This is a genomic window from Streptomyces gilvosporeus, from assembly GCF_002082195.1.
Classification (GTDB): domain Bacteria; phylum Actinomycetota; class Actinomycetes; order Streptomycetales; family Streptomycetaceae; genus Streptomyces; species Streptomyces gilvosporeus.
Window position 1 is genome coordinate 7,456,040 of record NZ_CP020569.1, and the last position, 12,283, is coordinate 7,468,322.

A 12,283-nucleotide genomic window follows, 5' to 3' on the forward strand; every position below is an offset into this window, starting at 1 on the left:
GCCCGGTCGCCAACAGCCGCCCCGCGGGCGCACTTTCGGGCGGCCCGGGCCACCCCATGGACCGTTCCGACGACCGCTGTGGCGGCACCGCCCGGTGGCTGAGGATGAGGACGCAGAGAGACGCTCGGTCGGCGCGGTCCGGTGACCGCTGCGGAGTGGAGACCGGGCAGGACGACTGCATCCGAGCCGCACCCGGCGTCGGTCCAGCACGGCCGCGTCGACGAGAGGACGATCCGCTGTGCGTCTTATGACCTCCCCGTTACCCGCCCTGCCGCATGCGATGGACTGCTCGCTACTCGCAGCCGGCATCGACTGGGACGCTGTCCGCGTGCCCCGCAGCATCGGCGTGTGCTGCCTGGACATCCTCGGCGGGCGCAGCGCCGCTGTGGTCGAGGACCCCCGCGAGTCCGCCCTCTACTGGTTCATCGCCACAGGCGCGTCCGCCGGCTGGGATGTCGCACAGACCCGCCCGCTCGGCATGACCCAGTACCTGGTGGTGCCGCCGCTGCACCGGGTTGCAGGGCCCGGGCTGCACTGGCGGATCCGTCCCGCCGAGGGCCGGCTGATCACCGATGTGCGGGCACTGAGAGTGGCTGTCGAGGGTACGATCGGGCCTCTGGTCCCTCCCGGCACGAAGCCACCTGACCGCCCTCCGGCCGCCTGACCGCCCTGAGGGCGCCCCGAAGCCCCGTCCCACACCCCCGGGGACGGCTGGTCCGCCGACAGGGGCGCGGATCGAGAAGGCCGTCCCGTCCCTTTCCTCCGCCTCCAAGAGAGGAAGAGGGGTGGGGCGGCTGCCTGTTGAACTCCGCATACTGAACGCCGGCCTCTGGGCGGCGGCTCGTCCAGCAGCAGGGCCAAGCCGGCAGCGACGCTTGGATAACGCCGCACCACGCCTCACATCGAGGAGAACGTATGCACCGAAGGTCCAGAAGAACCCTCGCAGCCCTGGCGTCCGTGCTGGCCGTGCTGTTCCTGACCGTCGCCGGAGTCGTCCACGCGGCGCCCGGCAGGGTACCCGCAGGTCCGCAGGTGAGCACCCTGGGCACCGACTCCTCCCGGTCGAGCCCAGGACCCGTCGTCGGGAGCTCGGCGTACGACTACGCCCCGAGCATCATGGTGGACGGCGTCTACAAGATGTGGTGGTGCGGTCAGACCCCGGAAGGGAAGGTTCCGGGCGATGACATCCTGTACGCGGAGTCGGCCGGCCCCAACGGCCCGTTCCATGCACGGGACGCTTCGGCACCACACCAGATCGTGTTCGAGGGAACCGGCACCGGCAGCTTCGACAACCAGCACACCTGCGATCCGTCGGTCGTACGGGTCGGCGGCACTTACTACCTGTACTACGGTGCCGAGCGGCACGACGGTGAGCCCACCACGATCGGTGTTGCCTCCAGCCCCGACGGCATCCACTGGACCCGGCTCAACAACGGCCGGCCGATCATCACGCCCGCGGATCAGCAGCACAACCAGAACACTTACGGCGCCGGCCAGCCCAGTGCGCTCTACCTCGACGGCGAGTTCTACCTGTTGTTCACCGACACCACCGGTGCGGGCGCGCTCGGCAACGGAGCCGGCCAGTTCGCCTGGCGGTCACCCGATCCGACCTTCCAGTCACATGTCGAGGTCGTCACCGCCTCCGGCTGGCAGGCCAAGACCGACGCCAACTCGCGCGGCTTCTCGGTGGCCAATGCCTTCTCGGCGGACTGGCAGTACTCGGACGCCCTGAGCGCGTTCATCGTCGCCCACGACGACGCGCCGGGCCAGACCACGTTGACCTTCCTCGGGTCCCGCGACCTCACGACGCACCCGTACGCCGAGGTGGCCATCCCCGGCCAGTGGTCGGAAGGTCCCGGCATCGTGTCGCGCCCGGACAAACACTCCGTCGCCCCAGGGAACAACGACTGCGGGCGGATCCCCGTCGACGTCTTCCACTCCAGCACCGGATCTCCGCCCCAACAGTTGACCCACGACGGCCTCGACCTGCTCAGCGGCCGGAGCTGTGCGTCGATGCCGGGCAGCCAGATCGCCGCGCTGTACGAGGGCTACGGACTTCAGGCCGAGGGGCTTCCCGCTGCCGTTGTGGTGAACGGCCGGCGCCTCCAGATCGAGGACGCCGCCGTCTACACCGATCTGACCCGCAACCCGCTCAACGTACCGTCGTCGATCTACACCGCCATACCGTATGGCGCCGCGCTGCACGACCACGCAACGGTGCTCGGAGCACCGGGCCTTCCGGGGGCATTCCAGCTGGACGACGACACGCTGTGGCCGGTCGACGCCCCTCAACTGGTGCTGGACAACCACTCCTCGGTCACGATGGTGAACCCTGCGAGCTGGCAGTCGCACCCGCGCGGCCCGGACCTGTCTTACCTCCGATAACAGCGTCATGTGGAGGGGCGGTCAGAAGACCCTTTGGTCTTCCGGCCGCCCCATATTCATGGCCTCGGATGCGCTCGGCCCGGCCGAGAGACCCACATGGTGGCGGCCGCAGGAACCCGGCCCGGCCAACGGCGAATGGAGGAGCGGACACACTTTCGTGCAGTTCGGCCGCGGGGATGATGCCACAGCAGGCGGCCCTTGTCGTCGGTGAGCGCGAAGGAAGAGCAGGCCGTGGACCTTGCGTTTCCCGCCGGAGTGGGGCGATTGCTGTCCCAGAACGAGAAGGTGAAGTCGAGCGATGAAGCAGGGTGCGGATGCCGCACCGAGACGCCGGCTGGACTTGCTGCGCGGGCGCGAGCCGTGAACAAAGCCACCACTGACACCGGCAGCGTCGCAAGACCAGCGCCAGAGCCGCGTTCGTGGAGCGCGACGCGGCCTCTCAGCGCTTTCGGTGCTTTCCGTGAGCTCCTTCCGCCCTCGGCAGCCAACGTGCCGTGGCGGTGCCGAAGATGCTCTTGTCCGCCCTCCCGCCCGTCGGTTGCGGGCCGGCCCATGTACGCAACGGAGGGTGGCCGACGAAGGCGCCGAAGAGCAGCGCGGCGGCCGTGGCGGCGAGCACCCCCGGCACCATCGCGTAGAGACCGGTCCGTAACGGGCCGAGCAGCGGGTCGATGTGCTTCCAGAGCGCCACGGTGAGCGCACCCGCCACCATGCCGGTCAGGGCCCCGGCTTTGGTCATCCGCGGCCAGTAGAGCGACAGCAGGAGCACCGGGCCGAAGGCGGAGCCGAACCCGGCCCAGGCGTAGGCGACGATGTCCAGCACGGCGTCGCCGCTGCAGAGCGCGATCGCATAAGCCACCAGAGCGACGCCGATCACGGACCCGCGGGCGATCCACACGAGCGCCGCGTCCGAGGCCCGCCGGTAGAGGAAGGCACGGACGAAGTCGTCCGCGAGGGACGTCGCCGAGACCAGCAATTGGCTGTCCGCGGTGGACTTGATCGCGGCGAGTACGGCCACGAGCAGCACACCGGTGATCCATGGGTCGGACAGCTGCGTGGACAGGGCGATGTACACCAATTCCGGTTTGCCGAGCGGATGCTGGAGCTGGGCGATCCCGATGAGCCCGATGAGGACGGCACCGGTCAGGGCGATGATCAACCAGCTCACACCGGTGCGCCGGGCTGCGGGGATGTCGTGTGTGCTGCTGATGCCCATGAAGCGGGCCAGGATGTGGGGTTGCCCGAAGTAGCCGAGCCCCCAGGCGAGCATGGATATCGCCGCGACGGCACCGAGAGGTTTGCCGGCGCCCCACTGGCCGTCGGCGAAACTTGTCCGTGCGCTCATGTCGAGCACCGACGGCGCCTTGGAGGTGAGCGCGTTGAGCAACGGGCCGAGGCCGCCGAGCTGCCAGATCCCGATCACGGGAAGGGCGAATGCCGCGAGGACCATGAGGGTGCCTTGTACCGAGTGCGAGGTGCTCACGGCGCGGAAGCCGCCCAGGGCGGAGTAGGTGACCATCACCGCGGCGAAGACCGTGAGCCCGAAGGTGAACCCCGTGCCGAAGAGTTGACCGACCAGCATCCCGCCCGCGGCGAGGCCGCTCGCCACGTAGATGGTGGAGAACACGATGGTGACCGCCGCCGAGACGGTGCGCAGCACCCTGCTGTCGTCCTCGAACCGTTCTTCCAGGTATGCGGAGAGTGTCACGGAGTTGTTCGCCAGCTGGGTATAGGCGCGCAGACGGGGCGCGACAAACCGCCAGTTGAGGTAGGTACCGATGACCAGTCCGACCGCGATCCATGTGGCGCCGACCCCTGCCGCGTACACGGCACCGGGCAGGCCGAGAAACAGCCAGCCCGACATGTCACTGGCTTCAGCGGACAGGGCGGCGGTGAACGCGTTGAGCCGGCGGTCGCCGAGGGCGAAGGCGGCGAACGTCCGCGTCTCCTCGTAGAAAGCGATGCCGCTGGCGATCAGCGCCAGCGTGAAGATCCCGAAGATCAGCATGACCGGCACAATCTGCGTCAGCTTCAGTTCCATGTTCTCCCCGGCAGTTTCCTTTTCCCGTGGTCGGTTCCGTGGACTCTAGGAGCGCGCCCGTCCTGCGGCAGTCGGCGAGGGTGAACACTTTCGCGCACTGCGGCTGCCCGAAGAACCGCCCTCATGGGGGCTGTCCGCGGGAGCGCCGGACGCGAGCATCTGACGGACTGCGCAAGGGTGATGGCCTCTTCCGATGCCCCAGGGCCCTTCCGATGAACCCGCAGGCACCTCAGGACCCCCAGGAGAACCGAATGACGGCAACGAACACCGGCGAGCAGACACCCGGCGGCCGTGACCGTCCGCCCGCACCGGACACCATGCGCCGCGCTCTCACCAGCGACCTCATACGTCTTGGCAGAATCGACAGCCACCGCGGCGGCGGTATCTCGCCCGCTGCGGTCGCCAGGGGCTACGAGACAGCGTGGCGCATCGCGGACCAGTGGCTGCCGCTGGCTCGACAACGCCGCCGGGCCACGTCGGGCTCGAAAGCGGATCGGGAGCGGTGGGACGCGCTCATCAAGGCCGCCGCTCGGCCTGCCCAGCCGGTCGGGCGCCCCTCGTTCTTCGGCCTCGTGGAACTGGCATGGAGCGTCCGTGACCTGCTGCGCACCTTGCGCGATACCGAGCCGCCCTGTGTGCCGGTCGCTCAGGTCGCGGCACGGATCGCCGAGGCCATCGAGGACGGTCACTACCCGACCGGCGCGTCGCTCAGCCCGGCCAGGATCGCGGCAGACCGGAATCTCCCCGTCGGCAGTGTGAAACTCGCTCTGACCGACCTGGCCGAGAGGAAGGTGGTCGAACTGAGCGCGACCGGCCGCGCCCGCATCACCTGGCCCGGTCCCACCGACCGTCCGCAGCAGATCGCGGATACGCTACGGGAGCTGATCGCCGCGGGCGCCTATCCTCCCGGGGCGCAGCTGCCGGTCAGGCCGGTACTCGCCCGCAATCTGGTGTGCTCCAGGCCCCCGATCTCTGCCGCGATTCGCCTCCTCATCGACGACGGAACCCTGATCTGCTACCCGGGGCAGCGGCCCAGGGTGCGAACGGGGCACCCCCACACGGGGACCAAGGCCATCGTCTACGCCCGCGCGTTCGCTCAACTCCCCGACCTCGGCGGACCGGTGGATCTGAGCGACACCCGTATCCGCGAAGTCGTCCGCGTGACCCAGTCCTGGTGGAAGGCCCGCCTCTCTCCGCATCCCGCCACGCTGGACCACTACTTCGCCCAGCTGGTCGGCATCGCCCGCCACCTCATGACCCGGGCCGGGGTCTCGGAGCCGTGCAGGGCAGCGCACGGTGACCGGCACCAACCCCAGGGGCGCCAGAAGCGCCCGGAAGCTCAGGTACACCTTGACTCCGTGATCGCGCGCGTCACCGTCGGCGCGACGAGCGCCGCCCAGGCCGCCCCCGAGCACCGCCTCTGGCGTACCGCGTGCTTTGCGGCGGCCGTCCACGACCTGCTGAAGCTCACCGAGGCGACGGGCGGTAATGCCACGCGGGCTTCGTGACGGCGCCGAGTGACAGGCCCTGGCCGGACGACCTTGCCCTGGACGGCCTTGTCCTGGACGAGCTCGTCCAGGACGGCGGACCCGGCTGCGAGCACGGGTGCGCGGAGCGCTCATCGCTTCCGGTACCCCTGGGCGACCTCCTCGGCCATTGCCTGCGAGTTGTCCAGGGCCTGGCGGACGGATTCGGCTCCGGCGATGGCGTTGCTGATCTCATACGAGACCTTGGTGCCGAGATCGGCGAACTCCGGGATGCCGACGAACTGAATGCCGATCGCCGGCCGTGGCTGGAGGCCGGGGTTGCGGGGATCGGCGCTGGTGATCGCATTGCGGGTGACATCGGCGAACCCGGATGCCGCGGCACGGTAGTCGGGGTTGGCGTAGGTGGAGGCGCGCGTGCCGGCGGGCACGTTGGCCCATCCGCTGGTCCGTCCTACGAGTTGCCGGTATTGCTTGCTCGAGGCCCAGGAGAGGAACCTCCAGGCATCATCGGACCGTTCGGATGTCTTCCGCACGCCCCAGGCCCAGGTGTAGAGCCATCCTGAGCTGTTGGTCTTCTCGACCGGGGCGGGTACGTAGCCGATCTTGCCCTTCACCGGCGAGCCCGTGGCCTCCAAGGAGCCTGCCGCGGCCGTGGAGTCGTACCACATGGCGGTCCCGCCACGGGTGAAGTTGTCGAGGCACTCGGCGTACCCGGACTCGGCGGCGTTGCCCTCCTGGCCGTGCTTCCGGACCAGGTCGACGTAGAATTCGGTGGCGGATTCAAAGGCGGGCGAGGTGAGTTGTGCCTGCCAGTCCTTGGTGAACCACGTTCCGCCGAAGGTGTTGACGACGGTGGTGAGCGGAGCGATCAGCTCGCCCCAACCCGGCTGGCCACGCAGGCAGATGCCCTTCATGCCGGGCTGCGCGCCATCCGCCTTGGCTGCCAGATCAGCGACCTGCCGCCATGTGGGATGGGCTGGCATGGTCAGCCCTTTGGCTGCGAAGACGTCCTTGCGATACATCAGGAAGGACGACTCGCCGTAGAACGGTTCGGCGTAGAGCTTGCCGTCGTCCGCGGTCAGCGAATCCCGCAGCGGCGCGAGAATGTCGGCCTGATCGAACGCCGTGTCCTTCGACGCGCGCCCGTTCAGCGGCAGCAGCCAATGGTTCTTGGCGTAGAACGGCACCTCGTAATTGCTGATGGTGGCGACGTCGTACATCCCGGCCGGACTGGAGAAATGCAGGCGGGCCTTCTCTCGGACCTCGTTCTCCGACAGCACGGTGAATTTGACCTTGATGCCGGTCTCTTTGGTGAAATGCTCCGCGGTGAGCTTCTGCACCTCCAGCATCTGCGGATTGTTGACCATCAGCACGTTGATGACGTGGTCGGACGAACCGTCGGCGCCGGCACACCCCGCAAGCAGCGTGCCGGCAGCTATTGCCACCACCGCAGTGCGAAACCGGAGTTCTCTGTGAGCAGTTCGGGTCAACCTGATCGGCTCCTCTGTCTGGCCCACCTGGTGGCGGCGGCCCCGATCCCCTTCCGGTCTACGGGGGAGGAAGAGGACCGGGGCGGCCTTGAGAAGGTCTGCCCGCTCACCCCTTCGCCAACGGGCAGACCCAACCGCCCCTCTGAAGAGCCACGGGGCTCGGGGCGGGACCTCAGACCCGGCCGGGCGTCCCCCCTAGGCCGCCCCTGAGGCGCGTGCCTACAGCGTGGACCTGGCGAGCTCTGCCGGAAACGGCCGTGCGGGCGGCCGTTTGGGCGGCTCCGTCGGACGATCGGGCACCGGCAGGCCGGTCGCCTCTTTGAAGACAGCTGTGAAGACAGCTGTGAAGACATCGAGGATGCGCGGGTAGCCCGTACGCCTGCCCCAGCGTTCACGTGAAGCTGCCTCAATGACTGCCCTTGTATCCGTTACCAACGGCTCCCCGCCGGCCGATGATTCAAGCGGCCTTGGCGAACCGCTCAACCCCGTTCCGGGCCGCGGCGTCCACTGCCCTCCCGGCGAACGATGGGAGACGTATGACCATCCCCACCCAGCCTTCCGAGGCCACTGCACAGCCCGGGCCGACGATGCCCCGGAAGTACGCCGCGATCATGTATCCCGAACTGCCCAGCCTTTTCCAGGAGATCGCCGCCGAACTGAAGCGCGCGATCCCCGAGTACGCCAAGCTGGTCGACGGCCCGTACTGGGAAGTGCTCCAAAAGGGCGTGGAGATGAGCGTGACGACGTTCGTCGACCGGGTCGCCAGCCCCGGCTCACCAACCACCCAACGCGATGAACTGTGCCGTCGGTTCGGCCGGTTCGAGGCGTACGAGGGGCGGAGCTTGGACAACCTTCAGGCCGCCTACCGGATCGGAGCCCGGCTGGCGCTGCGCCGCGCTCGCAAGGTCGGACGCCGCTACAACGTGTCGCCGGCGGTGCTGCTGACCTTTGCCGACTCCCTCTTGGCGTACGTGGAGGAGCTGGTCGAGGTCTCCCGCGTCGGCTATCTGGAAGCCAAGTCGGAGCTCAGCGAGGAGCCCGACGACCGGCGCCGGCTGCTGCTGCGGCTGCTCCTCGCGGATCCGTCGGCGCCGCGCGCCAAGATCGCCGAACTGGCGCGGTCCACCGACTGGCCGCTGCCGGAGACGGTGACCGTGCTCGCCCTGCACACCGGCGCCCGGCTGTCGCGGCCCGCCCTCGACGGCGACGTGCTCATCGATCTCGCCGACGTCCAGCACCACCTGCTCGTTCCCGGGCCCCTCGACGACGACCGGATCGCCTCGCTGAGCGGTGCGTTCATGGATCTGGGCGGGGCGGTGGGGCCGACGGTGCCGCTCGCCGACGCCGCCGAGTCGCTGCGCTGGGCCCGCCGGGCGCTGGAGCTGGCCGAGGCCGGCGTGATCGGTCAGGCTCCGCTCGTACGCAGCGAGGAGCACTGGATCACACTTTGGCTGTTGTCCGAGAGCACACTGGTCGACCACCTCGCGCAACGGCAGCTCGCCCCGCTGGCCGGGCTCACCCCCACTCAGCGCGACCGGCTCGTGGAGACCCTGCGGGCGTGGTTCACCGCTCGGGGGAACGCTGTTGACATGGCCGAACTCCTCCATGTGCACCCCCAGACGGTGCGCTATCGGAAGCGCATCCTGGAGCGGGCCTTCGGTGACCAACTCGGCGATGCGGACCGCAGATTCGCCACCGAAGTCGTACTGCGCGCGCTGGACCTGCGCCGGCGCGCCGCCCTTCCGCCGAACCCACCGCGCGAGCGCCCGCAGGAGGGCTGACCCGCCAGAAGCGCCCTGGCCCCGGCCCACCCGGCCGGGGCTTTGGTTTGCCCGTAAGCGGGCAGCGCCTGCTCAAGGCCAAGCACACCTCAGGGGCTTCGACTGGGGGCTGAAAACGCGCTGTCCGAACTGGCCCAGGCGACGCTGGGCGAGCGCTGCCGGCTCAGCCTGGTCACCCTCGGCAGTGAGGATCACACCTGGGGACGGAACCTCGGCCTGCGGCTCGCCGACTATGGCGTGGGCTCCCGGACCTGCTCTGGGCGGCGGACGCGAGCGACCTCCCGCTACAGGTGAGGGAGAGCTGCCCGGGGCTGGGCCAGAACGAGTGGGAAGCTGCGCTGCTGGTCTGCAAACTCATCCTCACCGTACCGGAGTCGGATCCCGAGAATCTTGGGATGGTCCTCACGTCGGTGCGTCTGTGATCGCGGCAGCTTTCTTGGCGTCGATGGAGAGGGGCTGGGTCGGCGGCGACGGCAGCCACCCCCCTCCGGGCGTTGCGCCCGGAGCGGTGGCGATGCACGGTCTGGCAGGGGCCGGGGGTAGGGGAGTTCTCGGGCGTCATGTGGATGGTGGCCCTCGGTGATCCGGGTCCGGTGAGCGGGCCACTACGGCAGAGGTGACTCCGGGTCCCGGTCGACCAGGAAGGTGTTCAGTGGCAGCGGGCTGGCGGCGGCGATGAGCTGACGGGCCGTGGTGTGCGCCTTGTCCGTGGCGTTGTCCACATTGCCGAAGGCGTGGTTGGCGATTGCGCCCTCGTAGACCAGCAGTAACTGGTCGGTGAGCAGGTCGGGATCGGGGGTGCCGGTCGCCTCGGAGAGTTCGAGCATCTGCTGGCGCAGTGTCTCCTTGTGGGTGGTGACCATGGCGCGGACCGGGTCCTGTGGGCCGGCCAGTTCGGTGATGGCATGGGTGAAGGAGAAGCTGCGGAGGCCCTGTTGTGACGCAGCGCAGGAGCGGAGGGCGTCGAAGATTGCCAGGAGCCGGGCGCGCGGGTCGGTGCCGGCCTCGTTGATGCACTGTTCGAGCGCCAGCCGCCAACGGATCTGACGTCCGTCGACGTATGCGAGGAAGTGCTCGGTATTCACGGGTTCTCCCTTCAAGGGGGTAAGGAGGCTCAGGCGGACAAGGGGGGTGGGAGGTGTCGGAGATGTGAGCCAAGCCGGGGCATCACACCTTGTGTGCGGGTGACGGTCCCGACGACGTCGGGCTGACGTTGAGGCGCAGGCCGTGCCTGATCGCGGGCCCCGCATGAGTGCCGTCGGCCGCGCGTTCGACAATCTCCCGTGCGCTGTGCGGGAGTTGACGCATAATCAGTTCCCTTCTGGAGGGACGGAAAAGGTCGGCGCTGAGGCGGCCGCGTCTGGCTAATGGGTATAGTGCAGTTTCATCGGTTACCGTAGCACGGGGGTAAGGCGTGAAGTTCCTCTTTTCCGATTACGGGCTGGGGGCGGGAGTGGCCACCGACCTGGTCAACACCGCACCGCTGGTCCGCAGAAGTACAGGTGAGGTACTGGTCGATCCGGCCGCCCTGGAGCGATTCCTTACCGAGCACGAGGTCCGATCCGAAGCCTTGACGCGTGACGGCCGGCCCTCCGGTGAAGATCTGGACGGGGTGCTGATGTTGCGTCAGGAGATCCGTGCGCTTCTTGAAACCACCGCCGAGGACGATGTTGTCAGCGGCGCCACTGCACTGGTCATGCGCGCGGGCGTTGGGCCAATCCTGCACCGCGACGCCGAGGGGCACTGGCAGTGGCATGTGGCAACCGCACCGGATGCGACGCTCGCCGACGAACTGGCGGTTCTCACGGGTGCGGGACTGCTGGGCGCCCTGCGCACCCTGGGCCACGACCGATTCCGGTCCTGTACCTCGCCGGACTGCGAGGGGATGTTCGTCGACACCAGCCGCGCCGGACGCCGCCGGTACTGCATGCCGGAGGTGTGCGGCAATCGACTCAACGTCGCCAACTACCGTGCCCGTCAGCAGGGGAGGGGTAAGGGTCCAACCACTAGGCCCCGTACTACGGGGCGTTGAGCCGCGGATCGGTCGATTCCCGAAGGCTCTACGCACACCCCGCACACCCCGCACACCCCGCACACCGAGAGGGACAGAGCATTGACTGACTGGCAGTTGACCGAGAGCTTCCGCAGCACGTCCGGAATGGTCCGCTGGGACCGGTTAGGGCCGGAGGGCGGTGAGCCTGTCGTACTGCTGCACGGCACGCCCTTCTCGTCTTTCGTCTGGCGGGAGATCTCCCAGGCGCTGGCGCAGCAATACCAGGTGTTCGTCTGGGACATGCCGGGCTACGGCTCCTCCGAGATGCGCCACGGGCAGGACGTGTCCCTGGCGGCGCAGGGCGAGGTGTTCACCCAACTGCTGGGCCACTGGGGGCTGTCGGCGCCCTCCGTGATCGCCCATGACTTCGGTGGTGCCGTCGCGCTGCGGGCCCATCTGCTGCACAAGGCCGCCTATCGCAGGCTGGCGCTCGTCGATCCGGTCGCCCTTGCGCCCTGGGGTTCCCCGTTCTTCCGGTTGGTGCGCCAGAACGCCGAGGTATTCGAGCAACTGCCGCCCGCGCTGCATCGCGCACTGGTGCGTGAATACATCGGCTCGGCGAGTTTTCCGGGGCTGCGGGCGGATGTGGCCGAGCGGTTGGCCGCACCGTGGTCGGACCTGGGCGGCCAGGCGGCCTTCTACCGGCAGATCGCGCAGGCCGATCAGCGGCACACCGATGACATCCAGAAGTGGTACCCGCAGCTCGATATTCCGGTCACGGTGTGCTGGGGCGCAGAGGACACCTGGATTCCCGTGGCCAAGGCCCATGAGCTGGCGTCCGCCATCCCCGGGGCGCAGCTCACCGTTGTCCCTGGCGCCGGTCACCTCGTGCCCGTGGACGCCCCCGCCGTCCTGGCCTCCACGTTGCTGGCGTTCCTTTGCGACCCCCGGTGATGTGCGCTTCTTGTGACGGGCGGCTGCCTTCCAGGGGCGGGTGACCTGGGTACTGGTCATGGGGTGGTGACGGGGCCACCGTGCCACGGGGCGTCTGCAGTCCCTTGCCGACGGGTTGGCGCCCGTCGAGCGGTGGTCCGGTCACCCCCGGT

The 12,283-nt window shown here is 68.8% G+C and carries 9 protein-coding genes; 6 read left to right on the forward strand and 3 right to left on the reverse strand.

The genetic code is table 11. The annotated features are described in order from the left end of the window. Positions 1 to 328 precede the first annotated feature (328 nt). Both B1H19_RS32985 and B1H19_RS32990 read left to right on the forward strand, forming a co-directional pair. On the forward strand, positions 329 to 664 hold the full coding sequence (locus B1H19_RS32985) for a hypothetical protein (RefSeq protein WP_203237278.1): 336 nt from the start codon (positions 329 to 331) through the stop codon (positions 662 to 664). Between the two features lie 251 nt (positions 665 to 915). Continuing rightward, positions 916 to 2,385, forward strand: coding sequence for a glycoside hydrolase family protein (locus tag B1H19_RS32990; protein WP_159028196.1), 1,470 nt, complete (start codon positions 916 to 918; stop codon positions 2,383 to 2,385). A 439-nt stretch (positions 2,386 to 2,824) separates the two neighbouring features. Here the strand turns inward: B1H19_RS32990 and putP are convergent, their stop codons facing one another. Further along, positions 2,825 to 4,426 carry a sodium/proline symporter PutP gene (gene putP / locus B1H19_RS32995; RefSeq protein WP_083108554.1) on the reverse strand — a complete coding sequence of 534 codons (1,602 nt, stop codon included), beginning with the start codon at positions 4,424 to 4,426 and terminating at the stop codon, positions 2,825 to 2,827. A 251-nt stretch (positions 4,427 to 4,677) separates the two neighbouring features. On the opposite strand from putP, the gene B1H19_RS33000 reads away from it, so the two are divergent. Continuing rightward, positions 4,678 to 5,934 carry a GntR family transcriptional regulator gene (locus tag B1H19_RS33000; protein WP_159028197.1) on the forward strand — a complete coding sequence of 419 codons (1,257 nt, stop codon included), beginning with the start codon at positions 4,678 to 4,680 and terminating at the stop codon, positions 5,932 to 5,934. 110 nt (positions 5,935 to 6,044) lie between these two features. On the opposite strand, the gene B1H19_RS33005 is transcribed toward B1H19_RS33000, so the two are convergent. Further along, complete coding sequence (locus B1H19_RS33005; RefSeq protein ID WP_083110019.1) at positions 6,045 to 7,358, reverse strand: ABC transporter substrate-binding protein; 1,314 nt, start codon at positions 7,356 to 7,358, stop codon at positions 6,045 to 6,047. A 581-nt stretch (positions 7,359 to 7,939) separates the two neighbouring features. Here B1H19_RS33005 and B1H19_RS33010 point away from each other — a divergent pair. Then, on the forward strand, positions 7,940 to 9,184 hold the full coding sequence (locus B1H19_RS33010) for a PucR-like N-terminal domain-containing protein (RefSeq protein WP_083108556.1): 1,245 nt from the start codon (positions 7,940 to 7,942) through the stop codon (positions 9,182 to 9,184). A gap of 605 nt (positions 9,185 to 9,789) precedes the next feature. On the opposite strand, the gene B1H19_RS33020 is transcribed toward B1H19_RS33010, so the two are convergent. Further along, complete coding sequence (locus B1H19_RS33020; RefSeq protein ID WP_083108557.1) at positions 9,790 to 10,269, reverse strand: hypothetical protein; 480 nt, start codon at positions 10,267 to 10,269, stop codon at positions 9,790 to 9,792. A 368-nt stretch (positions 10,270 to 10,637) separates the two neighbouring features. Here B1H19_RS33020 and B1H19_RS33025 point away from each other — a divergent pair, with 368 nt between their 5' ends. Together B1H19_RS33025 and B1H19_RS33030 are read left to right on the forward strand one after the other, a co-directional pair. Continuing rightward, the gene (locus B1H19_RS33025) at positions 10,638 to 11,216 is read left to right on the forward strand and encodes a CGNR zinc finger domain-containing protein (RefSeq protein ID WP_107426474.1); all 579 of its coding nucleotides are present in this window, start codon (positions 10,638 to 10,640) and stop codon (positions 11,214 to 11,216) included. Positions 11,217 to 11,297: 81 nt separating this feature from the next. Beyond that, entirely contained in the window at positions 11,298 to 12,131 is an 834-nt protein-coding gene (locus B1H19_RS33030) for an alpha/beta fold hydrolase (RefSeq protein WP_083108559.1), read from the forward strand. Positions 12,132 to 12,283 lie beyond the last annotated feature (152 nt).

Coding starts and splice junctions, on each gene's coding strand:
- B1H19_RS32990 (WP_159028196.1), top strand. CDS start 916: ATGCACCGAAGGTCCAGAAGAACCCTCGCAGCCCTGGCGTCCGTGCTG.
- B1H19_RS33000 (WP_159028197.1), top strand. CDS start 4,678: ATGACGGCAACGAACACCGGCGAGCAGACACCCGGCGGCCGTGACCGT.
- B1H19_RS33010 (WP_083108556.1), top strand. CDS start 7,940: ATGACCATCCCCACCCAGCCTTCCGAGGCCACTGCACAGCCCGGGCCG.
- putP (WP_083108554.1), bottom strand. CDS start 4,426: ATGGAACTGAAGCTGACGCAGATTGTGCCGGTCATGCTGATCTTCGGG.